The organism is Streptomyces sp. NPDC017520, from assembly GCF_044329855.1.
Taxonomy (GTDB): Bacteria; Actinomycetota; Actinomycetes; order Streptomycetales; family Streptomycetaceae; genus Streptomyces.
Genome location: NZ_JBIRKB010000005.1, coordinates 200147 through 225758 on the forward strand (window position 1 = coordinate 200147; position 25612 = coordinate 225758).

Below are 25612 nucleotides of genomic sequence, written 5' to 3' on the forward strand. Positions count from 1 at the left end.
GGCGTCGGAGAGGGCCCAACTTCCGATCGTCGAGGAGAGGATGGCGCACTCGATGTGCCCTCATACCCCGCGGTGTCCCACGGCTGACGCGGCTGACCGCCAGGCCGCACGCGTTTCCACCGCCTGCCACGAGCAGGGGTGGTGCCGCCTCTGCAACGGCGTCGTGGGGTTCGAGGACACCGGTGCGCTGTTGCCGGACGGTCGACTGATCCCGCCCCACCGTGACGTTCGCACCGGTCAGTCCTCGTGACCGACCGGGACAGCTCCGCTAGTTGGCCCGCGCTCTACATCCGGGCAAGCGAAGCACTGCGGCGGTTCCCCGCCGCGTAGCTCGTGCGCGACCTCGCCACCTCGGAGCCCGTCAACGTCCGGCGCGGTCTCCTCTGCACCACCACCCGCTGAACTAACCACCAAGGATCTGTTGTGATCTCTGTTCTCGATGCCGCTCACGTACCGCCGCTGCCGTTGGCCTTGAAGGTGAGCGGGGTGCCCCAGCGGTTGGTTCCGTCCCGTCCGCTGCCGGGCGAGCGGTTCGACGCCGGCCTCCAGGTCCGCGTTGACCGCGACGGAAGCCCGGTGATCCAGAGCGACCAGTACCGAGCATCCAACACCGGGGTCAGTTTTACGCATATGCGGCCCGGCGATTGGGTCGTCAGCGATGTGGATGGTGCGGCGTGAGCCCGGTCCAGGCCGATGGCGGCACCGTCCTGGTCATCACCGCCCGGGACTCCGATACCGGGGACGCGGTCACGTTGGCCCTTCAGGACCTCGGTGTCCGCACCGTCCGCTTCGACCTCGCCGATCTGCGGCCTACCGCTCCACCTGAACGGCGGCGGCGGCCAGGTGAGGGACCTGACCCACGTTGAGGACATCGCCGAGGGCACGCTGCGCGCCCTGGTCAGTCCCGGGGCCCACAACGAGACGATCAACATCGGCACCGGCATCGCCACCAGCATCCGGGCCGTGGCGGAACTGGTCCAGGCCCACTACCCGGACACCGAACTCCTGGAAACGCCCCTGCCGGCCGGCGACCCGCTCGGCGGCTACGCCTCGGTCCGCCACAGGGAGAACGTCCTGGGCTGGACGCCGAAGGTGCCGCTCGCGGCCGGGGTGGAGCGCTACGTGCGGTGGCTGCAGAGCACGCCGCAAGCGGCCCCGGACTGGCTGTTGCAGGCAACACCCCTTTAGGGACACCGAGTTCAGGCCCCGCAGCGCCGTACGGCGTCGACCGCCGCCGCCTTCCCCGAGGGCGAAGCCCCTCAAGACCTTCCGCCGCGACCAACTCACGGAAAGCCGAAACTCCATGAAGCCGCTCCCGCTCGGCGACTATGTCACCGCGCCCGCCTACGGACAGCTCGCCGCCACCCCGTACGGGCGTCTGCACACCTACGACCTGGCCGACTTCCTCGCTCGGTGGTCGGAGCTGCACGAAGAGGCTCTCGCTCTGCTCGGCGACGACCGCATCCACCCGACGGCGTACGTGCACCCGCAGGCGATCGTCGGGGACGACGTCATCATCGGCCCGGACGTGAAGGTGCACGAGTTCTCCACCGTACGCAAGGGCAGCGTGCTGTGCGCCGGGGCCTCCATCGGCTTCAACTGCGAGGTGACCTCCGCATTCGTCGGCGAGGGCGCGGTCCTGGGCCATCGCATCGGCATCAACCGCACCATCGTCGGCAACCGAGCGCACCTGTCGGCCGGGGTGATGGTGGCCGCCATCGCGGTGAGCGCCGACATGTCTGCGCGGGACCGCGAGATCCGCCTGCGCACCGAAGGCGGCGCGTACCGGTGCGGGACCGCGCGGTTCGGCGCGGTCATCGGCGACAGGGTGCAGACCGGCAACAACATCAGCCTCGGCCCCGGCGTCCTCGTCGGCCGCAACAGCCAGGTCGACAGCGGCGTCACCCTCGCCATCCGCGCCGTCCCCGAGCACTCCGTCGTCACGGCCCCGCACACCGCACAGACCCGCATCCGCAGCCGCAACGCGGGAGTCGAGGAAATGTTCCCGTGACCGCGCCCCGCCGGAATCCGGGTGCTGGCCCCGACGCTCTGCCTCCCCTGCACCTGGCCATCGGCGCCGATCGCGCCGGCCAGGAATACAAGGACGCGCTCGGCGAACACCTACGAAATCACCCCCTCGTCGCGACGGTGCTCGACGTCGGCGTGCACCTTCGTTCCGAAGGCACGTACCCGCAGATCGCCGAGGAGGCTGCCCGGCGCGTCGCCGAGGCCACCGTCGACAGGGCCCTGCTCATCTGTCACACCGGCCTCGGGGTCGCCATCGCGGCGAACAAGGTTCCCGGCGTCCGCGCCGTCACCGCCCACGACTCCCTGTCCGTGCGGGCCTCCGTGCTCTCCAACAACGCCCAGGTCCTCACCTTCGGCGCCGGAATCATCGGCCTGGCCCTGGCCAAGCAGCTCACCGAGGAGTGGCTTGCCCACCGCTTCGACCCGACCGCGTCCGCCGCCCGCAAGGTCCAGATGATTCACGACCTGGAGAGCACCGGCCGCATCATCCCCCCGCCCGTTCCCTGACCCGTACGAGGAGAGCGCCGATGCCGACCAACCGCAGCACCGTTCCCCGCACCACCGCAGCGCTTTCAATCCCCTTCGAGCCGGCTCAGGGCGGCTGGTACACGGGAGCCGAGCACGACGCCATCCGCATGGTCGTCTCCGGTTCGGAGAGCTGGCGGACGGGCTGGCGCGGCGCCGAGTACGTCACCAGCTTCGAGAATGCCTTCGCCCGGTACACCGGGGCGAGTTACGCCCTGGCGTTCAACTCGGGTGGCACCGGGATGGAGATGGTGCTCCGTGCCCTGGAGCTGCAGCCGGGGGACGAGGTCATCTCCTGCGCGATCAACTTCGTCGGCCCGCACATCGCCGTCATCGGGCAGGGCGGGCAACTCGTCCTGGCCGAGCCGGACCCGATCACCCTCAACCTCGACCTCGCTGACACCGAGCAGCGGATCGGCCCGCGGACCCGGGCGATCCTGCTCACCCACTGGAACGGGGCGAGCGCCGACATCGGCCGCTTCGTCGAGCTGGCCGCCCGCCACCCGCACCCGGTGCACGGGCCGCCGGTCGTGATCGTGGACGCCGCCCGCGCCTGCGGCGGCCGGACCCCGTCCGGAGCTCGCGTCGGTGCTGAGGGCTGGGCGACGGTGTTCTCCTTCGAGTCCAAGAAGCTGATGACCACCTTCGGCCAGGGCGGCATGGTCACCACCGACGACCACGTTCTAGCCGAGCGGCTGCGCGGGCTGCGGACGTACGGCGGACGGGCGGGGTGGGGTACCAACCAGCTGCTGACCAAGGCCCAGGCCGCGGTCGGGCTGATCCAGCTCGCGCGCCTGGACGAGATGAACGCCGCCCGCGTCACCCGCGCGCACGACCGTACGGCGGCCCTCGCCGACATTCCCGAGCTGACCCTGCCTCCGACGCTCGACGAGGGCCTGCACCTCTACTACCGGCACAACCTCCTGGTCCCCGAAGCGTGGGCGGGCCGGGGCCGCGACGAGCTGATGGACGTGCTCGCCGACCGGTACGGGGTCGGCAGCATCGTCTCCGACCCCGTCACCTACCTCGGCCACGACCTCATCCGCGCCCACACCGCCGGCCAGCGCTGCCCGCGCGCCGAGCAGCTCGCCGCCCGCCTGCTGTGCCCCTGCCTCCACCCGCAGATGACCCGGGACGAGGAGGCCCAGGTCCGCGACGCCGTCCGCCGGGCCACCGCCGACGTCGCCCAGCTCCAGCCCGCCACCACCACCGCCAAGGAGAACGGCTGATGTCCCAGCTCCGAGCCGAAATCGACGGCATCCTCGACCGCGAGATCCACCTCGTCGACCCGTACGAGCTCAAGGATCCCGACGGGCTGTTGCGGATGGTCTTCATGATCCCGTACGGACACGCCTTCAGCCTGATGGGCAACGGCCCCATGGGCTTGCACGACCTCATCAACCGTACGAAGGACGTCCCCGCCGTCGCCGAGCGCGCCCTGCACTACGAGTGCCTGGTCCACGAGGGGAACCGGGTGACCACGCCGGACGGCGAGGTCTACCGCAGCATCGAGTCGCCCTTACCCGTCGGCACGGCGGACGTGATCGGCGTCTCCGTCATCAACTCCGGCAGTCTGCACTCCGTCTTCCAGCAGCTAGACCTCGCCGGAGTGCCCCGCCGCAGCGCCGACCGGATCCCCGGCGAGCACCCGCTCGTCGTCGGCGGCAACTCCGGCCTCGCCGACCCCGAGCCCATGGCCGACTACCTCGACGTCATCGCCCTCGGCGAAGCCGAAGAATCCCTGCTCGAACTGCTGCGCGTCCTCCACGCCCACCGCGAGGAGCCCGGAACCGGCGTCACCTTGTACGAGAAGCTGGCCCGCATTCCCGGCCTGTACGTGCCGTCGCTGTACACCTGCGAGTACCTGCCCGGCGGCGGCGTCGCCGCGGTCACCCCGAAGAAGCTCACCGTCCCCGCGAAGGCCAGCCCCGCCTACCTCCCCGTACGGGAGCTGCACCCCGCCCACTTCGTCTACCCCAAGAGCGACGGCACCGCCGCCGGCATCCACCCCACCCTCGGCTGCCGGCACTCCTGCGACTTCTGCAACCTCGGCGTCCCCCCGTTCCGCCACGCGCCCATCGACATGCTCAAGGACTACGTTGACCGGCTCGAAGCGCGGAAGATCCGGCGGATCATCATCAGCTCGCCCACGTTCACCCAGTACCGCCACCGCGGTGAGCTCCTGGACCACATCAGCGCTTACGCCCGTCGGGCGGCGGCCGAGGGGGAGACGGTCACCACGATCATCGGCTCCATCAGGGCGGATGAACTCACTGCGGACTACCTGGAGTCGGTCACCGAACTCGAAGAGTTCGGGCACCTGTTCACCGAGCTGAACCTGGACCAGGCCCGGGGCATCATCACCATTGCCCCCGAGTGGGCCTCCCCGGACCTCGTCGCGATGTACGGCAAGACCCAGCGCCGCGAACGCGTCGACAACGCCATAGAGCTGTGCCGCAAGAGCAAGGACGTCAACACCGTCATGCTCTATTTCATCGTCGGCGCCCCGGGCGAGCGCGACGCGGACCGCCTAGCCATTGCCGACTACGCCCAGGACGTCCTGGATCGGCTCGGGCACCCCGACGGCACGGTGATCGTCAAGCTCCACCAGTTCATGCCCAAGCCCGGCACCGCCAGCCAGCGCCTGCGGATGAGCGACCCCGACCTCGTCCACACCTACACCGCCCAGATCGAGGACCGTCTGCGCGACCTCGTCGGCGACGAGAAGTTCGAACAGCACTTCCGGGTCCTGGACCTCGGCGCCAGCCACATGCACCTCGAAGTCATCTGCTCACGCGGAGACCGCCGGATCGGGCTGGTCCTGGAGGACCTCTACGACGCCAACGTCGACCTGCACACGGTGACCAAGGACCAGCTCGTCGAGGCCCTCGCTCGGCGTGGTCTGTCGTACGACCGCCACCTGCGGCACATGGACGAGCCCGTCCTGCCCTGGCACACTCTCAATTACGTCAACACCGCCGCCGAGCAGCAGCTGGCCACCGCCCTGTACGAGCGCGAGAGCACCCTCGGGTGAACGGCTTCCCCCTCCACCCGGGCAAGCACGCCCTGCCCGCCGTACCCGACCCGGCCGAGCACGCCGCGTACGTCCGCACCACCGACCCGGAAGCGGACCTCGCCCCGCTCGACGGGGTGGTCCTCCTCTACCAGGGGCGGCTGCTGGAGCACGCTCTACGTACGTACCCCACACGCCCTTGCCCGGGGTGGGTGCGCGGCGGCCTGCACCTGGTCGAGGACCAGGGCCGTAAGTTCGCTCTGTGCGGCGGCTTCGGCCTCGGCGCGCCGGCCGCCGCCCTCGTCGTCGAGCAGCTCGCCGCGCTCGACACCCGGCGGATCATCACCGTCGGCACCGCCGCCTCCCTCCAGCACGGGCTCGGCCCCGGCCACCTCGTCGTGGGTACGAGCGCGCTGCGCGATGAAGGACTCTCCCACCACTACCTGCCCCCCGGCCGTACGGCCTCACCCTCGCCCGTCCTCACCCAGCACCTGACCGAAGCGCTGGCCCCGTACGACGTACCGGTCACGCGCGGGCCGATCTGGAGCACGGACGCCCCGTACCGCGAGACAGCGGCAGAAGTCGATCGGTACGAAGCCGAAGGCATCCTCGCCGCTGACATGGAAGCCGCCGCGGTCTTCGCCGTGGGCCACTGCCGTACGGTCGCCGTCGCCACCGTCCTCGCCATCGCGGACTCCCTCGTCGACCGCCGCCCGCGGCGGCACTCGCCGGACACCGAACACGCCCTTCACATGGCGCTGGCCGCAGCGGCGCAGGCGCTCCACACCTCCACGGCGTTACCGCCGACCCCCGGCGAACACTAGGGTTGAACTCCTCGTGAACAGAAGCAGAAGGGCACCCTTGTGAGCACCGGCGCCTCGCGTCCCACGGTCGGCGCGGTCGTCCTGACCATGAACGACCGGCCCGAGGAGTTCCCCCGGGCCATGGCCTCGCTCCTCGCGCAGGAAGGCGTCGACCTCGACGTCGTCGTGGTCGGCAACGGCTGCACACCCGAACAGGTCCCCGCGGGTGTCCGTACGGTCACGCTGCCCGAGAACGTTGGCATCCCCGAGGGCCGCAACGTTGGGGCCCACAACGTCAAGGGCGATTACCTCTTCTTCTTCGACAACGACGCCCACCTGTCCGACACCGACACCCTCGCCCGGCTCATCGCCGGACTCCACCGCGACCCCCAGCTCGCCTACGTCCAACCGCGCATCAGCGACCCGGTGACCGGTGAGACCCTCCGCCGCTGGGTGCCCCGCCTCCGGGCCTCGGACCCCACCCGGCCCGGCGTGGTCACCGTCATGGCCGAGGGCGTCGTCATGGTCCGCCGCGACGCCTACGACCGAGCTGGCGGCTGGCCCGGAGACTTCTTCCTCTTCCACGAAGGCGTCGAGCTGGCCTGGCGGCTGTGGGACCTGGGCTGCACCGGCCGATACCTGCCCGACATCGTCGTTCACCACCCCGCCACCAACCCGGCCCGGCACGAGACTTTCTATCGGCTCAACGCCCGCAACCGCGTCTGGGTCGCCCGCCGGAATCTGCCGCGTCTCCTCGTCCCCTTCAACCTCGCCACTTGGTGCCTGATCACCCTGTGGCGCATTCGCGACCGCCAGGCCCTCCGCGTCACGCTGGCCGGCTTCCGTGAAGGGCTCGCCGGTGGACAGGGCCCAAGGCAGCCCATGTCCTGGCGAACCGTGCTCCGGCTCACGACGGCCGGGCGACCGCCCGTCTTCTGACGCTCTCTGTCCTGTGCCATCGAACCTTGAGCGCGTGCCATCGAACTTTGAGTTGTCCGGAGGATCGGTGTGAGCGCTATTCGTCGTGGAGCTCGGCCTGGACTCGGCGGGAGGGGCGGAAGGTGTAGAGGTCGAGGATGTCGGGCGGGTCGGTGATCCCGGGGCCTCCGCTCTCGACCCAGGTGGTGATGTCGGTGGTGGCGTCGGGGTCGTTGACCAGGCCGAGCCAGACGGGCCGCCCGCCGTTGCGGCGGGCTTCGGCGGAGGGCTGGACGACGACGTTGGCGCGTTCGCAGGCGTCGAGGCAGTCGGTGACCCGTACGGTCGCATGGCCGTCGAGGGCGTGGCGCAGGTCGCGGAGCTGGGCGGTGTGGTCGAGGCCGGGGATCTTGGGGCTGCCGCAGCAGCAGCCCCGGCAGACGGTGACGGTGGGCCGTGCCGCCCCTGTGGTGGGGGCAGCACGGCGGGTGCGTTTGCTCACGCGGTGTCCTGGGTGAGGCGAGGCCAGGCGGCTTCGCGCAGGAGGCGCAGGCCGTTGAGGCCGACGATGACGGTGGAGCCTTCGTGGCCGGCGACTCCGAGCGGGAGGGGGAGGTTTCCGATCAGGTCCCAGGCGACCAGGGCGGTGATGAAAGCTCCGGCAATGATCAGGTTCTGGAACTTCATCGCCCGATCCGGTGAGGAGATCGTACAGGCGCGAAAAGACTGGGAGGAGGGCTCCCGGTTCGGCGAGGTGCGGGGCTACGACGGCGCCCGCCTGCCCGCCCCGGAGCTTCCCGCCACTCCGCTGAAGCCGCGTGGACGGGTGCGCTGACCTGAAGAAATCCATTTCTCGGGGTTGGCCTTGCTTCCGGTGGCGGCCGTCATGCTGGAACTCCGATACGCATCCTGCCCTGTGCTCGTACTCGGAGCTCTGCTGGATTCGAGGTCAGACACGTCGGGTCCCACCAGTCGTCAGGAAGGTCAGCAAAAGGTCAGCATCGATCCGATCACACCCTGACTCACCAGCTCAGACAGCCTGCCTTTCGTACGATCACACTCTGTTCCCGGCCCCTTCGCGGGGTGAGCGGTTGCCCCGGGCGCGTGGGGCGTTCGAGAGGAGGGCACTGCCGGTGCATTCATGGCTCTCCGAGCGCCGCCGGTCCGCGGTGAGCACGGTCGTCGGGCTCTGTGTCGCCGGGCTCCTCGGCCTGCTGGGAGCTTTCGTGCCGGGTTCGGTGTCCGCCTCCGGTGCTGACCTGGGGGTTGTGGCGCTGTTCGCCTACCTGCTGTGCTACCTGGTGGTCACGCTGAGAGCCTTCTCGGCCGCGCCGCCGGAACGGGTCCGGCTGTGGGCCCGGCGGGAGGCGCGGGGCACCGTGCTGCAGCGCTATCTCCTGGGAACCGCGCCCGGGCCGGGAGTGTCGGTTCTCATTGCGTCGGCGGCGCTCGTGGTGTCGGCGGTCTGGCGCCCCGGGCATCTGGGTTCCGCTTTCCCGGCGACGGCTTGGGTGCTGATGGCGCTCGGCCTCGTCGTCGTCGCCTGGATCTGCGTCCTGGCCGCTTTCGCGGTCGCGTTCCATGCCGACAACCTCGTGGAGGACGAGGCGGCGCTGGACTTCCCGGGTGAGAAGACAGTGGCCTGGACCGACTACATGTACTTCGCCCTGTCGGTCATGACCACCTTCGGCACGACGGACGTCACGGTGATGTCGCGGGAGATGCGCCGGACGGTGGCGGCCAACGCGACCATCGCGTTCGTCTTCAACACAGTGATCGTGGCCGGCATGGTCGCGACGCTGGACAGTGGGCAGGGCGCCTGAACAGGCGCCGTTGACCCCGGGCGGCGGGGGCGGTGGCCGGGGTCAACGGCGCTGGGCGGGGTGAGCCGGCCTCCGCCTCCTGCTCAGGGGATGAGCACGAGGCGGACCGGGTCTCCGATCTTCTTCTCCAGCTGGGCGACGGCGTCCGCCGCCTCGGCCAAGGGGATGTGGGCGCTGATGGAGGGGCCGAGGTCGATCCGTCCGGCGGCGGCCAGTCCGACGAGCTGCTCCACGTGCTCCGGCTCGGAGCCGTAGTGTCCGCGGATCTGCTGGACGTTGAAGCAGAAGTCGATGCTGTCGGCGACGGTGACCGGCTCCGGGGTGAGGCCGGCGAGCACCAGGACGCCGTTCGGGCCGAGGACCGTGGTGGCCTGGGAGCGGGCCGCTCCGACGCCCGCGAAGTCGAAAGCGACGTCGATGCCCCGGCCTGCCGTGGCCTTGCGTACTGCCTCGGCGAAACCTCCGGCCATGGGGTCGAGCGCGTAGTCGGCGCCGAAGAGGAGGGCGCGCCTGCGGGCCGAGGGCAGCGGGTCGACGGCGATGACGGGGGCCGCGCCGACCAGGCGGGCGAGCCGGATGCCGTGGGCGCCGAGGCCTCCGGCGCCCCAGATGCCGACGGCCTGCGCGGGGCGGACCGCGCCGGTGTCCACGATCGCGGCGTACGGGGTGGAGACGGCGTCGGGAATGATCGCGGCCTGGTCGAAGGGCAGGCCGTCCGGTATGGGGAGCAGGGTGTCCTCCCGCGCGAGGGCGTACTGCGCCCAGCCCCCGTCGTAGTCCACTCCTCGGGTCAGGGGCTGCCGGCAGGCCATGTGGCGCAGGCAGTCGGCGCAGTGGCCACAGGCCTGACCGGCCTGGAGCACGACCCGCCGGCCGGGGGTCCAGCCGCCCCTCACGTCGGGGCCGACGGTGTGGACGACACCGGCCACTTCGTGGCCGGGGGTGATGACGCCGGAGGCCTTGACGGCGTCCACGGGGTAGAAGGGGCTCAGGCTGCCGTCGATCAGATGGATGTCGGACAGGCAGACGCCGGCGGCCCGCACCTCGACGAGGACCTCGCCCGGGCCGGGGACCGGGATCGGGACCTCCTCGACGGCGAAGGTCCGGGTGTCCAGGCGCAGCCGTCCGGCCAGCATTTTATTCATGCGGAAACCTCGATGGATTCGGTGAGAAGAGCGCGCACAGCTGGGGCGCTCGGGATGGTCGATCGACCGTGTCGCTTAACCGTGTCGAGTGACAATGTCGTCTGTCAAGCCGCTGTTGCCGGGACGTTCTCGGAGGGCGGAGGGTTCCCAAGCGTGACTGTGTCGGTCAATACAGTCAGTCGACATGTTCACCTGACACAGTCATGTGTAAGTTGGTCGGTGACTGCTGGATTGCAATGAAAGGCACGCTCATGACTCAGGTGTCCGTAGGCGCGGCGCGGGCGATCCCCGAGCGCCCCCCGCTGCCCCTCGTAGGCCACGCGTTCAACGTTCCGGCGGGCGCGGACTTCCTGGCCTACCTGCTGAAGGAGTTCAGGGAGTTCGGGCCCGTGTACCGGCTGCGGCTCTTCGGGAGGGACACCGTCATGGTCGGCGGTCTGGACCTCGTGACCGAACTGTCGGACGAGACCCGCTTCCGCAAGCACGTCCACACCGAACTGGTCGAGGTCCGGGCGTTGGCCGGGGACGGTCTGTTCACCGCCTACAACCACGAACCGAACTGGCGCAAGGCCCACGACATCCTGATGCCCGCGTTCTCGCTCGGCGCGATGCGCAGCTACCACGACCCCATGCTCAAGGTCGCCCGCTCGCTGATCGGCAAGTGGGACCGGCTGGCCGGGGTGCAGACGGTGGACGTGCCCGACGAGATGACCCGGCTGACCTTCGACACGATCGGCCTGTGCGGCTTCGGCTACGACTTCGAGTCCTTCCGCCGTGACGACCTGCACCCGTTCGTCGAGGCGATGGCCCGGGCTCTCGTCTTCGCCCAGGAGAAGGGCGAGTCCATCCCGGGCTCCGAGTTGTTCAAGAGGAAGAAGGTCGAGCAGTTCCGCGCGGACATCGATCTGATGACGGACCTCGTCGACGATGTGATCAGGGAGCGCCGCGCCTCCGGCGACACCAGTACGGACGACCTGATGGGGCTGATGCTGCACACCAAGGACCCGGTCACCGGTGAGCCGCTGGACGACGTCAACATCCGGCACCAGGTGATCACCTTTCTGATCGCCGGCCACGAGACCACCAGTAGTTCGCTCTCCTTCGCCCTGTACTACCTGACCAAGCACCCCGAGGTGCTCGCCCGGGCCCAGGCCGAGGTGGACGCCCTCTGGGGTGACACCGGCTCCCCGGACCCCCAGTACGGCGACATCGGCAAGCTCACCTACATCCGCCAGATCCTCAACGAGAGCCTGCGGCTGTGGCCGACGGCTCCCGGGTACGCCGTCGAGCCGATCGAGGACACCGTCATCGGCGGCAAGTACCCCGTACACAAGGGCGAGTCGCTGATGGTGATCAACTCGGCCCTGCACCGCGACGCTGCCTGGGGGGAGAACGTCGAGCTGTTCGATCCCGAGCGCTTCACCCCCGAGCGAGAGGCGGCTCGGTCGGTCCACGCCTTCAAGCCGTTCGGCAGTGGTGAACGGGCTTGCATCGGACGCCAGTTCGCGCTGCACGAGGCCACCCTGCTGCTCGGCCTGCTGGTGCACCGCTACCGCCTGATCGACCACACCGACTACCAGCTGAAGATCAAGTCGACGCTGACCATCAAGCCCGACGGGTTCAGCCTGCGGCTCTCCCGCCGTACCAGCGACGAGCGGCGCCTGCCCACCGCGGCGGCGGCGGACCCCGCCGCGGGCCGGACCTCTGCCGTGACGCGCCGGGCGAGCGGCACCGCGCTGACCCTGCTGCACGGCTCCAACCTCGGCACCTGCGCCGGTCTCGCCCGCGATCTGGGCACGGACGGCGAGGAGCACGGCTTCGCCCCGACCGTCGCCTCCCTCGACCCGTACACGGAGAGGCTGGCCGACGCCCAGGGGCCCGTCGTCATCGTCGCCGCCTCCTACAACGGCCGACCCACCGACGATGCGGCCGAGTTCGTCGCCTGGTTGGAGAACCTTGCCCCCGGCTCGCTCGCCGGGCTGCGGTACGCCGTCCTCGGTGTCGGCGACCGCAACTGGGCAGCCACCTACCAGCGCATCCCCACCCTGATCGACGAGCGTCTGACCGCCGCCGGCGCCGTCCCGCTCCTGGAGCGCGGGAGCGCCGACGCCTCCGGCGACTTCGGAGGAGCGGTCGACCAGTGGACGGAGAACCTCTGGAAGGCGCTCCTGGACGAGTACGGCCAGGCGATCGCCGGTGAAGCGGCCGACCCCGCACCGGAGGCCGAAGGGGAAGGGCTGTACGACCTGGAGGACACCTCGGAGTCGGTCCTCGGCGGTCTCGCCGAGCGTCATGGCGTTCAGCCGATGAAGGTTCTCGAAGCGTACGAACTCGTCGACACCGACCACGAACTGGGCCGCTCCAAGCGGTTCCTGCGACTCAGGCTCCCCGAGGGCGTCACCTACCGCACCGCCGACCATCTGGCCGTCCTGCCCGGCAACCCCGAGGCCCTCGTCCAGCGCGTCGTCGACCGTTTCGGCCTCGACCTGGACCGTACCGTCCGGCTGCGCGCCCGCCGCCGGAGCCGGGCCGCCCTGCCCGTCGACCGGCCGCTGACCCTGCGCCGTCTCCTCACCGACTTCGTCGAACTCCAGGACGCTGCCACCCAGGAGCAGGTCGCCGTGCTCGCCGAGCACACCACCTGCCCGCCCGAGAAGCAGCCTCTCACCGCCTTCGCCACCGCCGATCCCGATGCCTTCCGGGAACAGGTGACCGCCGCGGGCCTCAGCGTCCTGGACCTCCTGGAGCGCTACCGCGCGTGCGAGCTGCCCTTCGAGCGCTTCCTGGAGCTGCTGCCGGTGCTGCGTCCCCGGCACTACTCGATCTCGTCGTCCGCCGCGGCCCGGCCCGGCGAGGCCGACCTGATGGTCTCGCTGCTCGCCGCGCCCCACCGGTCGGGGGAGGGGACCTTCCGGGGCATCGCCTCGCACTTCCTGCAGACCATGGACGCGGGTGACGTGATCCAGGCCCGGGTCCTGCCGTGCAGCGAGTCCTTCCGCCTCCCCGAGGACACCTCCGTGCCGGTGATCCTGGTCAGCGCGGGCACCGGCCTCGCGCCCTTCCGCGGCGCGGTCCTCGATCGCCACCACACCGGCTCGACCGGCACCCTGCTCTGCTACTTCGGCTGCGACCACCCCGACGTGGACTTCCTGCACCGGGAGGAGTTCGAGGCGGCCGAGGCGGCCGGGGCCGTCAGCATGCGCCCCACCTTCATGCACGCGCCCGAGAACGGCGCTCGTTTCGTTCAGGAGCGCATCGCCAGCGAGAGCGAGGAGGTGTGGTCCGTCCTGGACGCGGGCGGACGCGTCTACATCTGCGGTGACGGCCGCCGAATGGCGCCCGCCGTACGGGAAGCATTCATGGCGGTCTACCGTGAGCGGACCGGTGCGAGCGATGAGCAGGCCGTGGCATGGCTGGGCGAGCTCGTCGAGTCCGGACGCTACGTCGAGGATGTCTGGGCCGGCTGATTCCCTGGAGTAGGCAAAGACGTTGTGGGCGCACCCGGAAAGGTGCGCCCACAACGTGTCGCGTCGAGTCAGGCCGTCGGCACGTCCGGGAGTTCGAGATTTCCCTTCGCCAGCGCTACAGTCGCGGCTACGAGTGCCCTGAGGCCCGTCCGCTCAGCGGCCTCGTCGGGCAGGGCCACAAGGACCTGCATGGTGAGTCCGTCGAAGCCGGAGAGGAAGAACCGGGCCACCGTGTGCGGAGACTCGGCCAGTTTCTGCCCCGTCCTCTGCGCTGTCTCGGTGATCACCTGTGCGGTCACCTCTATGACCCGCTGGTAGTGGCCCTGCCGGGCCTCGTTGAGACCGGGCACACGCAGGGCGAACATGGTCAGCTCACTGAGCAGCTGGTGGTGCGACGTCGGCTCGCGCACGGTGTCCCACAGGGACCGCGCGAAGGCGATGATGGTCTCCTCGAAACCCGCGTCCTCCGGGGCCGCCCGCTGCACATGCGCGACCAGCTCGTCGGTGATCTCGTCCATGACCGCGCGGTAGAGGTCCTCCTTCGAGCCGAAGGTGTAGTGGACGGTGGTCTGGGCGACACCGAGCTCCGCGGCGATGGCACGGGTGCTCCCCGCGGCCACACCCTCCCGGGTCATGAGATCGATGGCCGCCTTGATCAACTGAGGGCGGCGCTCCGCCGCGGAAACATGAGCCATGAGCTCACTATATCGACTCAGTCGGTCGACACAGTCATCCCCGTCAACGCTCGGTCACCGGCCAGGCGGACCGTTCGGCCGAACTCTCTTCTCTGCCCCCGGTCAGAGGGGGTTGGATTCCTTCGATGCTCGGCCCGCTTCCCGCCGGGAGAGCCTGCTCGGCCCAGATGACCTTTCCCTCACGATGGTGTCGCGTGCCCCAGCGTTCGGTGAGCTGGGCCACCAGGAGCAGGCCCCGGCCGCCTTCGTCGAGGATCCGGGCCCGGCGCATATGCGGGGCGGTGCTGCTGGCGTCGGAGACCTCACAGGTGAGCGTCGCCTGGAGGATCAGTCGTAGTTGGACCGGACTCCTGCCGTAGCGGATCGCGTTCGTCACCAGTTCGCTGAGACCAGCTCCGTGGTGAAGGACAGTTCCTCCAGTCCCCAGGCCGCCAGGATGTCGGAGGTGAAGCGGCGGGCCCGGACACGGCCGCCGCATCGGACGGGAGGTCGATCACCGCGACTTGGTCGGGGTCGAGGGCTCGGGTCCGGGCCACCAACAGCGCCACGTCATCAGCCGGGCGGCCAGGCAGGAGCGAGGCCAGCAGCTGGTCGCATGTCTCCTCCAGCGACTCCGGTGCCGAGGTGAGAACGTCGTGCAGCGTGGCGAGTCCGACGTCCACGTCACGCGTGCGGCCGGCGAGTAGCCCGTCGGTGTGGAGGACCAGCAGGCTGCCTTCCGGCAGTTCGAACTCGGCCGTCTCGAAAGGGAGCCCGCCCAGGCCGAGAGGCGGGCCGATCGGTACCTCGGGCAATTCGGCCACGCTGGAGGTCCGATTCGTAGGCGACAGGGGCACCACGGTCGGCGGGAGGTGACCGGCACTGGCGAGGGAGCACCGGCGGGAGACGGGGTCGTAGATCGCGTACAGGCAAGAGGCGCTGGTCATGGACACCGCCGCCCTGGAGGCGATCTCCTGCGCGAGAAGGAGATCGTCGTCGTCGAGGGGGGCCGAGGTGCGATGGCGTACGAATTGCACGAGGCCCAGGGTGCCCCCGCGGGAGTGCAGAGGAACGAGGAGAACCGAGTGGAGGCCGAGCGCACGCAACACCTCGCGGCGGGACTCGGACGGTGCCATCCACGCTGGTATCCCGGCCCCCGCGACGTGGTGCAGGACAGATCGTCCGGTGACCAGTGCGCGAGCCGGTTGCGAGTCGTCGGGACAGGAGTGGGCCTCGCCTCTGCGGAGCAAGGACTCCGGACAGCCGTCGAGGACGGAATGCTGGGTGACCCAGGGGCGGTGTCGAAGAGGTCGACGGTGACGAGGTCGGCGAAGTCCTCAGTGCAAACCTCCGTCAGCTCCTCCGCGGTACGGGTGACGTCGAGCGTGGTCCCGATTCGCTTGCTCGCCCTGTTGGTGAGGGCGAGCCTGCGCTGCACCAGATGGTCGCGCTCCTCCTGGTAGGCGGCGACGACCTCTTCCGAGGAGTGGTCTACGTAGTCGAAGCCGATCGTGACCAGTCTCATCGAGGCCAGGTGAATCATGTGCCAGTCGTCGGTGAGACGGGAAGCTTCGGTCTGTACCCGCTCGAACAGGCTGACGTGGCCCAGCCGGTACGCACGCAGGAGTCTGCTTTTAGGAGAGGGCCATAGACAGGACACGGAAGGCGCGGGCGCGGGCATGGCCGGCCGCCCGGCTGCTCGCGCGGTGCGCCGTGGTGGCGGCCACCGCCGCCGTGGTCGTGCTGCTGCTCGCGCTGGGCGCGGGCGGACTGCTCCTGGTGGTGGTCGGGCTCTTCGGGCTGGTGATCTGCGCCGCAGGCATCTGGTGGGCTGTGGCCCGACGCGGTCTGGTGCGGCTGCTCGGCGCGTTCGTGGCCGTTGCGGCGCCGATCGGCGTGCTCGTGTTCTACGTACGGAGTGGTCTGTGGCTGATCGCGTTGATCTCCAGCCTGTGCTGGGTGACGGCGTCGGCCTGCGGCCGCGCGGCGCTGCACCGAGCGCGGCCGCCCCGGTCGCAGCGACCCGTCCGCGCACGTCGGCCGAGGCGGGCGGTGCTGATCATGAATCCGAAGGCGGGCGGTGGCAAGGTCACCCGGTTCGATCTCGTGAAGCGGGCGGAGCGACTGGGGGCGCGGGTGATCCTCCTGGACCCGTCAGCCCCGGTCGATGTAGGCGGACTGGCCCGAGAGGCCGTGGGGAATGGGGCCGACCTGCTCGGTGTCGCCGGCGGCGACGGTACTCAGGCACTGGTCGCGGCCGTCGCCGCCGAACACGGACTGCCCTTCCTCGTGATCGCTGCGGGCACCCGTAACCATTTCGCCATGGATCTCGGCCTCGACCGCGCCGACCCGGCTCGTTGCCTCGATGCCTTGATCGACGGTGAGGAGACCCGGGTCGATCTCGGTGACGTCTCCGGCCGTCCTTTCGTCAACACGGTGTCCTTCGGCGTGTACGCGGACATTGTGCAGAGCCCCGAGTACCGCGACGACAAGACGGGCACCGCCCTGAAGCTGATGCCGGGCCTCCTGACCAGGCCGGGCGCGCGACGACTCGACGCGCGCGTGGACGGTGCCCGGCTCGCGGACCTGCAGGCGCTGTTGATCAGCAACAACCCGTACATCTCGCCCGACGAACTGAGCAGCGCCGGGCGCCGGCCCGTGCTCGACGACGGTGAGCTGGGTGTCATCGGGGTCAGAGTGGAGAACGCGGTACAGGCGGCAGAGCTGGCCCTATGGGGCTCACAGGCGCCGGGGCTCGCCGTGGCGACCGCGCGGCGGGTCGAGGTCACTGCGGGGGGACCGCGGCACCTGGTGACGGTGGGCGGGGAGGAGTCGCGGCTTCCGGTGGCGGTCGACGGGGAGGCGCTGTGGCTGCGCACACCGGTCGTGTGCTCGGTACGGTCCCGCGTGCTGCGAGTACTGCTGCCACGCGAGCGCCGCGGTGCGCTGCCTCCAGCGCCTCCTGTCGACTGGCGGAAACTGCTCGCCCTTGCGTTCGGTCCCGCCCAGCACACAGCATCCGGAGAGAGCCACACCTGATGGCCGTCCGGTCCCTGCGGTCCTCGGTGACACCCGCGCTCTGCTCCGACGATGCACGAGCCCCTCAGAGCATGGCTCGTTGGCTGATCGAGTCGGCTTCTAGAGACCGAGGTAGTCGCCCAGGTCGGCGTAGTCGACCTGCCACAGGCCGGGGGAGCCCGTCGGGTACTGGGAGCGGAAGCCGAGCATGCGCTGGACGCGCGGCGAGAGCGTTCTGGCGACCTCCATGTCGATCAGGAAGGGGTACGCCTCCTCGCCGGTGAGGAACCCCGGGTTGAGAGCGAAGGCCACGGCCCGCCGGTATTCGTCGTTCGTCCGGTTCGCTCCGCCGCCGTGCGCGGTCTTGCCGCTGAACAGCAGGGCGTCGCCGGCGTTCATGACCGCCGGAATCGTCTGGCCGGGAGTCCCACGGTCCTCGAAGTCGCCCCAGTGGTTGCTCCCAGGGATGACGCGGGTGGCACCGTTCTCCTCCGTGAAGTCGGTCAGGGCGATCAGGAAGTTGACGGCGACTTCCGGGCCCCTGGGCCCCATCGCGACGAACGGGAACCAGTTCTCCAGGTCCCGGTGCAGCATCTGCGCCTGGCTGTGCGGGCCGATCTCGATCACCTGCGCGGTGGTCATCCAGTACGTGCCCGACTCCGGGAGGAAGATCCGGTCACAGATCTCGTGGACCAGCCGGTGCTCGAGGATCTCGTTGCGGAACGTGGCACTGTGCGTGACCAGGTTCGTGAGCCGCTTGGTGTTGCTGCCGTGGAACGCGGCCACCATGTCGTTCCCGTGGGTCGAGCCCGGGTGAAGCGCCTGCAGCGGGGGCTCGATTTCGGAATTGAACCGGCACATCTGCTTCTGCGTCAGGAAATCCTTGACGATGAGGCTGCCATCGCGGGTCAGGAGCTCAAGGATCTCGTCTGCCGGAGTGCCGACCGCTACCGACGACAGAGTCTGGGGCTGCTTCTGTGCTGTCATGTGAATCTCTCTCCTCGACATGAACTCCGGCCGATCGGAGCCCCGATCGGCCGACGGCATCCTGGCTTTCGTGGTCGACTGCGCGTCGCCCTCGCGACGGTCAAGCGGGTTGGATCGTCAAGGCGGCTTCTTCGTTGTTCCTGTGGCGGGTGGCGTAACTTTCGCCACCCGCCACCGCCGACGAGAATGACGGCGTGCACCTGTTTCGATCGGGCCGGTGCGTGGTGAACAGGCGGGTCGCCCGAGCATGGCTGCCGGTCCGGATCCCGGGCGTTCGCGGTCAGGGCGGGCTATCCGCCGACGCCGTCCCGGTCGGAGCCGATGCCTGCCCAGGGGCCATCGCGGCTGGGATCCGGGACGTGTCCCTGTCGCCCTGCCTCCCGCGATGCAGCGTGCCGGCGCCCTGCGGCCCGCTCCCACGGACGCGCGCTGCCGAGCCATCCGAGCAGGAAGGCCGCCGGGACGGAGACCAGTCCAGGGGTGTGGAGCGGGAACAGGTCGAAGTCCCGGTCCGGCAGCAGCGCGTACGCCGTCCCGGACACCGCTGGGGAGAAGAGGGTCAGCAGAACACAGAGGGACAGCCCGCCGTAGACCAGCCACAGCAGCCCTCGGCGGTCGAAACCGGTCCAGAGGAAGGAGTAGACGAGCGCGGGGAATACACATGAGGCCGCGAGACTCAGCGAGAACGCGAGGAGGAACTCGATGGGGTAGCGGTGCACGGTCGTGGTGAGAACAAGGCTCACAGCGCAGAGCGCGACCACGGCCAGCCGCATGACCGTCGGCTCCCTGATGCCGGCCCTCGCAAGGCCCCTCTGACCGATCAGGTCGCGGGTCACGGAGACGGCGGCGGCGAAGGTCACACTTGCCACGGCTGTGAGGACGGCGAGGAAGGCGACGCAGGCCACGAGGGTGATGAGCACGACCCGGCCGGTGGAATGGTGGGGGAGCACCTCCGATGCGAGGAGGATCGGGGCTCCCTGTCCCTTCGAGTCGACCGCCCCGATCCGTCCGCTGCCCACCACCGCGGCCGCGGCGAAGCCGGCTGTGATGAGGAGCAGGTAGAAGACGCCGGTCAACCCAACGGCGACGCTCAGTGAGCGCCGGGCGGCAGGCACGTCCCGACCAGCGCTGACGCGAAGGAGCAGGTGGGGCATCATCGCGGTGCCGAGGATGACGACGATGTGGTCGCTGAGCGTGCCGAGCGGTCCGAGACCGGCGGAGTGCGCCCACAACCCGGGACTGAGGTACTCGTCCGGCGACGTGCTGTTGTCCACGGCGGCGGACAGCAGGGACGCGGGACTCCAGTCGAACCGGTGGAGCGCCAGCAGGATCACCGCGGTGAGCGTCGCCAGAGCCACGGGCACCTTGGCGACCTGCACGAAACTGGTCCCACGGAGATCGGCCACTCCCGCGAAGAACGTGATGAGGCATCCCATCATCACCGTGCACACCACCTGGGCCGTCTCGGTCGGCATGCCGATCAGAAGAGCCGCGGTGATGCCGCCGGCACGCAGCTGGACCATGAGCAGGGGTACGGCGATGCACAGCGTCACCACCGCACCGGCGATCCGCGCCCCCGGTCCCTCGGCGCGCAGGGAGAACAGCGCGCCGAGGGTGTAGCGGCGGGTCGCACGAACCCTGGCGGCGAGCAGCAGGAAGACCCCGAGGGCGAGCGCGCTGTCGACGGCGGTCGAGACCCCGTCGTAGCCGAAGAGGGCGATCGCCCCCGGCAGCGAGACCAGAATGACGACCGTGATCTGTTCACCCGCGATCGCGACGCCGTTGAAGACCGGTGGGAGGGACCGGTCGGCCACATAGAGGCGTTCCGGGTCGTCGGTCTGCGTCGCGAGGGTGAAGATCCACAGCAGGCAGAGACCGATGAAGACGAGGAAAGAACAGATGACCGCGCCCCTCGCGGCAGGGCCGATGAGGTCGGTCGAGCCGACGCTCAGGAGGCACGTCGTCACCACGTGCCTCCGGCCGAGGAGGCAGCGGTCGTCGCCGACGCCGGTTCACCGGAGGACGCGGACCGGCTCTCGTACCACCAGGCCGCGCCGACGAGGACGACGAGCTGTGCGAGCGCCCAGCCCAGGGCGAGGGTGAGACGCCCGTACAGGGAGATGGCTCCGAGGGGCGTGGAGCAGGAGAGCAGCACACCGACGGCGAGCGGCAGTGCGTTGACCGTGACCAGGACCCGTAGGTCGCGGGATGGGGACGGGGAGGGAGCGGAGTGCACGGTACCTCTCTCTGAGGAGAAAAAGACGGAGACGAGAAGGAACGGCACGCTGGTGACTGAGAGGCACGAGGAGGGCGGCCGGGCCGCGGCGATGTCGGTGCAGAGCCCCGTACCGTGGAGCGTCGGGCGTCAGCGGCGCGTGATCGCTGTCAGGCCGGCGTAGTGGCCGGCCCGTTCCAACAGACGGGGAACACCCGTCTCGAGCGACGGTCCGAAGGACGTGTCGTGGGGGCGCTCGCCGCGCTGCCAGCGGGTGTAGATGGCCTCGCAGAAGATCGCCGCCTTCCACAGGGCGAGGGTCTGGTACCAAGGGAGCGGGGTGAGATCGAGGCCCGTGCGGCATCGGTAGCGCTCTGCCAGTTGGCGCCGGGTGAGGTATCCGGGCGACCGGGTCACCCGGGTGAGTTCGAGCGGGGTGGCGGGGCTGCCCGCCTCGGAGTAGGTGGCGGTGAGGTAACCCAGGTCCGCGAGCGGGTCGCCGAGGGTGGCCATCTCCCAGTCCAGGATCCCGAGGATCCTGGCCGGTGCCTGGGGGGCGAACATGAGGTTGCCCATGCGGTAGTCGCCGTGCACCACCGAGGCCGCCTGGCTCGGCGGGAGGTTGCGGGCGAGCCACTCCCCGATGCGCTCCACCGCAGGCAGGCTGCGCGTGGTGTTGATCTCCCACAGGCTGTGGAACCGCTCGACCTGGCGCCGGAGATACCCCTCGGGCAAGCCCAGGGAGGCGAGCTCCCCCCGGGTCACGTCGATGCCGTGCAAGGTCACGAGGGCGTCGATGACCGCCTCGCTGGTGGCCCGGCGCTGTTCGGCGCAGGAGAGGTGCGGCGGGACGGAGTCGGTGATGACCGTGCCGTCGAGCCGGGACATGAGGTAGAACGGCACGCCGAGAAGCGATTCGTCCTCGCAGACCGCGATGATCTCCGGTACCGGCACCCCGCGCTCGCCGAGGATCTTCTGGACGCGGGCCTCGCGCATCATGTCGTGCGTCGACTTCGGCAGCGGCGGCCGGGGGCCGCGGCGTAGGACGACGCACTCGCCACCACGCTCGATCAGGTAGGTGACGTTGGATTGGCCATCGCCGATGCGCTGCCACGCGAGCGTGCCGCTGCCGATGCCCTGTTGGTCGAGAAAGCTGGTCGCCGCGTCGACGACCAGGAGCGGAGGGCTGTCGAGGTGACGGGCCCGGCCCCAGCTCGCGACGACTTCCACCCCGTCGGGGACGGTGTGCATCACGCGCCTCCGCCCCGGCCCACGACGGCATCGCCCCTGTACTGGTCCCCGGCCTGGACTGCTGCGCGTCGGCCGGCCGAGGCCCGGCGGGCGATGGCCCACCGGTGGGTCTCGTTGGAGCCGTCGTAGATGCGGAACGGGCGGACCTCGTTCAGGTACTGCGCCAAGGGGAGCCCGTCGGAGACGCCGTCCCCGCCGCAGATCTGGATGGCTCTGTCGATCACCCGGAAGATCGCCTCTGAGCAGTGCACCTTCGCGACCGAGGACATTGCGGAGCCCGCCTTCGGGTCGCTGTGCAGCAGCGCCGCGGTCTTGGTGATGATCGCGTCGGACGTCTCGATGTCGATCACGGACTCGGCGATCAGGTGCTGCGCCAGGCCGAGGGAGTCGATCGGCGCCCCGAACAGCTCCCTCTTCCCGGCCCGGTCGAGGGCGGTGTCGTGTGCTCGCCGTGCCAGCCCCAACCACCGCATGCAGTGCGTGAGACGTGCGGGGCCGAGCCGTACCTGCGCGTAGCGGAATCCGAGTCCGACCTCGCCGAGGACCGCGTCGTCGGGGACGAAGCAGTTCTCGATGTACAGGTGAGGGTGACCGCCGTCGATGGTGCGGTCCACGGTGTGAATCGCCTCACCGACCCGGATCCCGGGGTTCGTCATGTCGACGAGGAACATGGTGGCCCCCTGCGGGGCACCGTCGACGGCCGGGGTCCCCGCCATGACGATGCAGAAGGCGGCACCGACAGCGCCGCTGGTGAAGCGCTTGTGGCCGTCGATGACCCAGCCGCCGTCGGCGCGCACGGCCGTGGTCCGCAGCGCCGCCGGGTCGGAACCCGCTCCGGGGTGGGGCTCGGTCATGCCGAAGCACGACCGGACGGCTCCCGCCGCCAGAGGCGCGAGATAGCGCTTCTTCTGCTCCTCGGTCGCGATGAGGTTGAGCATGTGCATGTTCCCCTCGTCGGGGGCCATGCAGTTGAGCGCGACGGGACCGATCGGCGAGTAGCCGGCTTCCTGAAGGATCGGTGACCAGTGCTCGATGGGCAGGCCCTGCCCGCCGTACTCCGTCGGCACGAGTGGTGCGAAGACGCCGACTTCCTTGGCCGCGGCCTGTAGCCGGTCGCGGGCGTCCTGGTCGAGACGTCCGCCAGGCATGGGCTCGGCGTCGACGACGGACTCGCGTATGAACCGGCGCGTGCGCTCACGCAGGCTCGCGATCTCCGGGGGAAGGGGAGGGGTGGTCATGGCAGTCCTTTGGGGTGAGCGAGGTTGTTACGCGGTGCCGCCGGCGACCGTGAGGCCGCCATCGACGGTGAGGACGTGACCGGTGACCCATGAGGAGTCCTCCGAGGCCAGGTACGCCACCGCGGAGGCGATGTCGGACGGCACGCCCAGACGCCGCAGGGGGTAGTCGGCGGCCACCTCGGTTTCCTTGCCCGCGTACAGGGCTTCGGCGAACCGGGTCTTCACCACGGCCGGTGCCACCGCGTTGACACGGACCTCCGGGCCGAGTTCGACGGCCAGAGTCCTGGTCAGGTGGGACACCGCCGCCTTGCTCACGCCGTACAGGCCGATGCCGGAGGCGGGGGTGTCGCCGGTGACGGAGGAGAGGTTCACGACGGTGCCGTGACGTTCGGTGAATCGAAGCCCGGGGTGGGCCACCGCCTCCTGCACCCAGGCGAGGGTGGCCAGGACGTTGACCTCAAGGACCTTCCGGGCGACGTCGAGGTCCAGGCCGACGACGGGACCGTACGCCGGGTTGATTCCCGCGTTGTTCACCAGGACGTCCAGCCCGCCGAACTCGCGCGCGACGGTGTCGAAGACCTCGCGGCGGTGCTCGGGGTCGTCCGCTCCGCCGGCGACGGTGACGACGCTGCCCGGCGGAAGAGCGGCGGCGGCCTCTTCGAGCGGTCCGGCCTTGCGCGCCGTGATGCACACGCGCGCCCCTTCGGCGACGAGTCGTTCCGCGACGGCGAGACCGATGCCCCGGCTGGCTCCGGTCACTACGGCGACGCGCCCGGAGAACCGGCCGCGGTCGGTGTGGTTCTCGCTCATGGATCAGTCCTTCGAGGGGGAGGCCGGCCGCAGACCGTTGAGGCCGCGGAGCTCGGCGCGCCGGATCTTGCCGCTCTGGGTCTTGGGCAGGTCGGCGATGACATGGATCGTGCGGGGGCACTTGTAGGCGGCCAGCCGGTCGCGGGAGAAGGCGATCAGCTCTTCCGCCGTGGCGTCGAGACCTGCCTTGAGCGAGACGTAGGCCACGACGGTCTCTCCGCGGTAGGCGTCCGGCCGGCCGATGACCGCGGCCTCGAGCACCGACGGGTGCTCGTACAACGCGTCCTCGACCTCACGCGGCCAGACCTTGTATCCGGACACGTTGATCTGGTCCTTGAGCCGGTCCACCAGGTAGACCCAGCCCCCCTCGTCGATGACGGCGACGTCGCCGGTACGGAGTCGGCCTTCCGGCATGGTCCGACGGGTGGCCTCGGGCTTGTCCCAATAGCCGGCCACCACCTGCGGCCCGCTCAACTCGAGTTCGCCCTGCTCCCCGCTCGGCACCGCGTCACCGTGAAGGTCCACGACGCGCGCGGTGAGGTGCGGCAGGGGTTTCCCGATGGACAGAGTCCCGCTCGGCCGATGCACCGGCGCTCTCTCCCCTGGTGGCACGGCGATGACGGCGGAGGTCGTCTCCGTCATCCCGTAGCCGTTGTGGAGGTAGACGCCGAACCGCTCCCGGAACCGCTCGACGGTCGCCGCCGGGATCGGCGCACCCCCGGAGTACAGGGCCTTCACCGACGTGAAGTGCTCCGGTCCGGCCTGCGGCAGCTCGTGGATCGCGTTGTACGCCGTGATGGAGCCGATCGTGTAGGTCACCCCGTGCTCGGCGAATGCCTCCAGGGCGACCTCGGGGTGGAACCGGCCCGTCAGGACGAGCGTGGTGTCGGTGAGCAGGGAGATCGTCGCGTTGACCACGGCACCGGTGATGTGGAACAGCGGGGCCATGGCGAAGACGACGTCCCCGTCGCCCACGCCCATCCACGACGCGCAGGTCGAAACCACGCTCAGGACGTTGCCGTGGGTGTTCATGGCACCCTTCGGCGGCCCCGTCGTGCCCGAGGTGTACGTCAGGAACGCGACGTCGTCACGGGTCGGCCCCACGGGCGAGGGGCTGCGGCCCTCGAACTCGCTTATCAACGCCACCAGATCGCCGTCCGGCCCCGGGGCGTGGCGTTGCGTCGTCGTGAAGACCCGCGGATCGCTCCTCGACTGGTAGTCCAGCGCCGACGTGCTGATCAGCCAGCGCACCGTGCTCCCCGCCAGCGTCCCGAGCGTCTCGTGGACGTCCACGTCCGCACAGACGACCCCGACCGCCCCGGAATCGTCGATGATGCGGCGGAGCTCCTGGCGCCGGTACATCGGGTTGAGTCCCAGCGCCGTGGCCCCCAGCTTCCACAGGGCCAGCAGCACCAGCGCGTATTGCGGAACGTTCTGCAGGTACACCCCGACACGATCACCCCGGACGGTTCCGTGCGCCTCGAACACGGTGGCCAAGGCGTCCGACGCCGCGTCCACCTCCCGCGCGGACAGAACACCGTCGAAGTAGCGGAGAGCGGTGCCGTCCGGGTTCTTCGCCACGCGCGCCTTCCAGGCGGCCACGAGCGAGTCAGGAACCGCGTCGCCCGTACCCGGGCTGCCGAGGAACGTGTCGCGCCGCCGGCCCTTGTCCACTGCCATCTGCCGTCCTTCCCGAC

Annotated in this window: 24 protein-coding genes and 2 pseudogenes; 13 read left to right on the plus strand and 13 right to left on the minus strand. The window is 69.9% G+C overall.

Annotated elements, in window-relative coordinates; genetic code table 11:
- The first annotated feature begins 52 nt into the window (after positions 1 to 52).
- The 9 genes from ACH4KB_RS14205 to ACH4KB_RS14245 all read left to right on the plus strand — a co-directional run bounded on the left by ACH4KB_RS14205 (position 53) and on the right by ACH4KB_RS14245 (position 7308).
- Entirely contained in the window at positions 53 to 250 is a 198-nt protein-coding gene (locus ACH4KB_RS14205) for a DUF5999 family protein (RefSeq protein WP_398066536.1), read from the plus strand.
- A gap of 173 nt (positions 251 to 423) precedes the next feature.
- Positions 424 to 678: a hypothetical protein gene (locus tag ACH4KB_RS14210; RefSeq protein WP_398066238.1), complete on the plus strand. Its 255-nt coding sequence runs from the start codon at positions 424 to 426 to the stop codon at positions 676 to 678.
- Between the two features lie 93 nt (positions 679 to 771).
- Positions 772 to 1188: an NAD-dependent epimerase/dehydratase family protein gene (locus tag ACH4KB_RS14215; protein WP_398066239.1), complete on the plus strand. Its 417-nt coding sequence runs from the start codon at positions 772 to 774 to the stop codon at positions 1186 to 1188.
- Between the two features lie 115 nt (positions 1189 to 1303).
- A complete protein-coding gene (locus ACH4KB_RS14220) occupies positions 1304 to 2011 on the plus strand; it encodes a transferase (protein WP_398066240.1) in 708 nt (235 codons plus the stop codon).
- Entirely contained in the window at positions 2008 to 2535 is a 528-nt protein-coding gene (locus tag ACH4KB_RS14225; protein ID WP_398066241.1) for an RpiB/LacA/LacB family sugar-phosphate isomerase, read from the plus strand. Before ACH4KB_RS14220 ends, ACH4KB_RS14225 begins: the two co-directional genes overlap by 4 nt.
- A gap of 20 nt (positions 2536 to 2555) precedes the next feature.
- On the plus strand, positions 2556 to 3782 hold the full coding sequence (locus ACH4KB_RS14230; RefSeq protein ID WP_398066242.1) for a DegT/DnrJ/EryC1/StrS family aminotransferase: 1227 nt from the start codon (positions 2556 to 2558) through the stop codon (positions 3780 to 3782).
- Positions 3782 to 5587 (plus strand): B12-binding domain-containing radical SAM protein, encoded by a 1806-nt coding sequence (locus ACH4KB_RS14235; protein ID WP_398066243.1) that lies wholly within the window; start codon positions 3782 to 3784, stop codon positions 5585 to 5587. The genes ACH4KB_RS14230 and ACH4KB_RS14235 overlap by 1 nt, the downstream gene beginning before the upstream one ends.
- On the plus strand, positions 5584 to 6390 hold the full coding sequence (locus ACH4KB_RS14240; RefSeq protein WP_398066244.1) for a nucleoside phosphorylase: 807 nt from the start codon (positions 5584 to 5586) through the stop codon (positions 6388 to 6390). The genes ACH4KB_RS14235 and ACH4KB_RS14240 overlap by 4 nt, the downstream gene beginning before the upstream one ends.
- A 39-nt stretch (positions 6391 to 6429) precedes the next feature.
- A complete protein-coding gene (locus ACH4KB_RS14245) occupies positions 6430 to 7308 on the plus strand; it encodes a glycosyltransferase family 2 protein (protein WP_398066245.1) in 879 nt (292 codons plus the stop codon).
- Positions 7309 to 7384: 76 nt separating this feature from the next.
- Here the strand turns inward: ACH4KB_RS14245 and ACH4KB_RS14250 are convergent, their stop codons facing one another.
- Complete coding sequence (locus ACH4KB_RS14250; RefSeq protein WP_398066246.1) at positions 7385 to 7789, minus strand: (2Fe-2S) ferredoxin domain-containing protein; 405 nt, start codon at positions 7787 to 7789, stop codon at positions 7385 to 7387.
- Positions 7786 to 7971: pseudogene (locus ACH4KB_RS14255) on the minus strand (hypothetical protein); the annotation flags it as partial. The gene ACH4KB_RS14250 and the pseudogene ACH4KB_RS14255, both read right to left, overlap by 4 nt.
- Here ACH4KB_RS14255 and ACH4KB_RS14260 point away from each other — a divergent pair.
- Together ACH4KB_RS14260 and ACH4KB_RS14265 are read left to right on the plus strand one after the other, a co-directional pair.
- Positions 7952 to 8122 (plus strand): annotated as a pseudogene (locus ACH4KB_RS14260) (pirin family protein); the annotation flags it as partial. The pseudogenes ACH4KB_RS14255 and ACH4KB_RS14260 overlap by 20 nt on opposite strands.
- 298 nt (positions 8123 to 8420) lie before the next feature.
- Positions 8421 to 9110: a DUF1345 domain-containing protein gene (locus ACH4KB_RS14265; RefSeq protein ID WP_398066247.1), complete on the plus strand. Its 690-nt coding sequence runs from the start codon at positions 8421 to 8423 to the stop codon at positions 9108 to 9110.
- An 83-nt stretch (positions 9111 to 9193) separates the two neighbouring features.
- Here ACH4KB_RS14265 and ACH4KB_RS14270 read toward each other — a convergent pair whose 3' ends face one another.
- Positions 9194 to 10255 (minus strand): zinc-binding dehydrogenase, encoded by a 1062-nt coding sequence (locus ACH4KB_RS14270; protein ID WP_398066248.1) that lies wholly within the window; start codon positions 10253 to 10255, stop codon positions 9194 to 9196.
- Between the two features lie 251 nt (positions 10256 to 10506).
- Here ACH4KB_RS14270 and ACH4KB_RS14275 point away from each other — a divergent pair, with 251 nt between their 5' ends.
- Complete coding sequence (locus tag ACH4KB_RS14275) at positions 10507 to 13722, plus strand: bifunctional cytochrome P450/NADPH--P450 reductase (RefSeq protein WP_398066249.1); 3216 nt, start codon at positions 10507 to 10509, stop codon at positions 13720 to 13722.
- 68 nt (positions 13723 to 13790) lie between these two features.
- Here the strand turns inward: ACH4KB_RS14275 and ACH4KB_RS14280 are convergent, their stop codons facing one another.
- From ACH4KB_RS14280 to ACH4KB_RS14290, 3 genes are read right to left on the minus strand one after another with little or no spacing between them, the layout of a single operon-like run.
- A complete protein-coding gene (locus ACH4KB_RS14280; RefSeq protein WP_398066250.1) occupies positions 13791 to 14417 on the minus strand; it encodes a TetR/AcrR family transcriptional regulator in 627 nt (208 codons plus the stop codon).
- Positions 14418 to 14460: 43 nt separating this feature from the next.
- Positions 14461 to 14793, minus strand: coding sequence for an ATP-binding protein (locus ACH4KB_RS14285; protein ID WP_398066251.1), 333 nt, complete (start codon positions 14791 to 14793; stop codon positions 14461 to 14463).
- A complete protein-coding gene (locus tag ACH4KB_RS14290) occupies positions 14720 to 15646 on the minus strand; it encodes a GAF domain-containing SpoIIE family protein phosphatase (protein ID WP_398066252.1) in 927 nt (308 codons plus the stop codon). Before ACH4KB_RS14290 ends, ACH4KB_RS14285 begins: the two co-directional genes overlap by 74 nt.
- 466 nt (positions 15647 to 16112) lie before the next feature.
- Here ACH4KB_RS14290 and ACH4KB_RS14295 point away from each other — a divergent pair, with 466 nt between their 5' ends.
- Positions 16113 to 17435: a diacylglycerol/lipid kinase family protein gene (locus ACH4KB_RS14295; protein WP_398066253.1), complete on the plus strand. Its 1323-nt coding sequence runs from the start codon at positions 16113 to 16115 to the stop codon at positions 17433 to 17435.
- A gap of 99 nt (positions 17436 to 17534) precedes the next feature.
- On the opposite strand, the gene ACH4KB_RS14300 is transcribed toward ACH4KB_RS14295, so the two are convergent.
- The 7 genes from ACH4KB_RS14300 to ACH4KB_RS14330 form a co-directional block, all read right to left on the minus strand.
- Complete coding sequence (locus ACH4KB_RS14300) at positions 17535 to 18401, minus strand: phytanoyl-CoA dioxygenase family protein (protein WP_398066254.1); 867 nt, start codon at positions 18399 to 18401, stop codon at positions 17535 to 17537.
- A 290-nt stretch (positions 18402 to 18691) separates the two neighbouring features.
- Entirely contained in the window at positions 18692 to 20368 is a 1677-nt protein-coding gene (locus ACH4KB_RS14305) for a transporter (RefSeq protein WP_398066255.1), read from the minus strand.
- Entirely contained in the window at positions 20365 to 20637 is a 273-nt protein-coding gene (locus ACH4KB_RS14310) for a hypothetical protein (protein WP_398066256.1), read from the minus strand. Before ACH4KB_RS14310 ends, ACH4KB_RS14305 begins: the two co-directional genes overlap by 4 nt.
- A 129-nt stretch (positions 20638 to 20766) precedes the next feature.
- Entirely contained in the window at positions 20767 to 21867 is a 1101-nt protein-coding gene (locus ACH4KB_RS14315) for a phosphotransferase family protein (RefSeq protein ID WP_398066257.1), read from the minus strand.
- Positions 21867 to 23105: an acyl-CoA dehydrogenase family protein gene (locus ACH4KB_RS14320; protein ID WP_398066258.1), complete on the minus strand. Its 1239-nt coding sequence runs from the start codon at positions 23103 to 23105 to the stop codon at positions 21867 to 21869. Before ACH4KB_RS14320 ends, ACH4KB_RS14315 begins: the two co-directional genes overlap by 1 nt.
- Before the next feature lie 27 nt (positions 23106 to 23132).
- Complete coding sequence (locus tag ACH4KB_RS14325) at positions 23133 to 23915, minus strand: SDR family oxidoreductase (protein ID WP_398066259.1); 783 nt, start codon at positions 23913 to 23915, stop codon at positions 23133 to 23135.
- A gap of 3 nt (positions 23916 to 23918) precedes the next feature.
- Positions 23919 to 25595, minus strand: coding sequence for a class I adenylate-forming enzyme family protein (locus tag ACH4KB_RS14330; RefSeq protein ID WP_398066260.1), 1677 nt, complete (start codon positions 25593 to 25595; stop codon positions 23919 to 23921).
- Between the last annotated feature and the right edge of the window lie 17 nt (positions 25596 to 25612).

Bases quoted from the DNA above. Each gene is read 5' to 3' on its own strand.
- ACH4KB_RS14205 (WP_398066536.1), top strand. From the start codon at position 53: ATGTGCCCTCATACCCCGCGGTGTCCCACGGCTGACGCGGCTGACCGC.
- ACH4KB_RS14220 (WP_398066240.1), top strand. From the start codon at position 1,304: ATGAAGCCGCTCCCGCTCGGCGACTATGTCACCGCGCCCGCCTACGGA.
- ACH4KB_RS14230 (WP_398066242.1), top strand. From the start codon at position 2,556: ATGCCGACCAACCGCAGCACCGTTCCCCGCACCACCGCAGCGCTTTCA.
- ACH4KB_RS14235 (WP_398066243.1), top strand. From the start codon at position 3,782: ATGTCCCAGCTCCGAGCCGAAATCGACGGCATCCTCGACCGCGAGATC.
- ACH4KB_RS14270 (WP_398066248.1), bottom strand. From the start codon at position 10,255: ATGAATAAAATGCTGGCCGGACGGCTGCGCCTGGACACCCGGACCTTC.
- ACH4KB_RS14275 (WP_398066249.1), top strand. From the start codon at position 10,507: ATGACTCAGGTGTCCGTAGGCGCGGCGCGGGCGATCCCCGAGCGCCCC.
- ACH4KB_RS14280 (WP_398066250.1), bottom strand. From the start codon at position 14,417: ATGGCTCATGTTTCCGCGGCGGAGCGCCGCCCTCAGTTGATCAAGGCG.
- ACH4KB_RS14300 (WP_398066254.1), bottom strand. From the start codon at position 18,401: ATGACAGCACAGAAGCAGCCCCAGACTCTGTCGTCGGTAGCGGTCGGC.
- ACH4KB_RS14315 (WP_398066257.1), bottom strand. From the start codon at position 21,867: ATGCACACCGTCCCCGACGGGGTGGAAGTCGTCGCGAGCTGGGGCCGG.
- ACH4KB_RS14320 (WP_398066258.1), bottom strand. From the start codon at position 23,105: ATGACCACCCCTCCCCTTCCCCCGGAGATCGCGAGCCTGCGTGAGCGC.
- ACH4KB_RS14325 (WP_398066259.1), bottom strand. From the start codon at position 23,915: ATGAGCGAGAACCACACCGACCGCGGCCGGTTCTCCGGGCGCGTCGCC.
- ACH4KB_RS14330 (WP_398066260.1), bottom strand. From the start codon at position 25,595: ATGGCAGTGGACAAGGGCCGGCGGCGCGACACGTTCCTCGGCAGCCCG.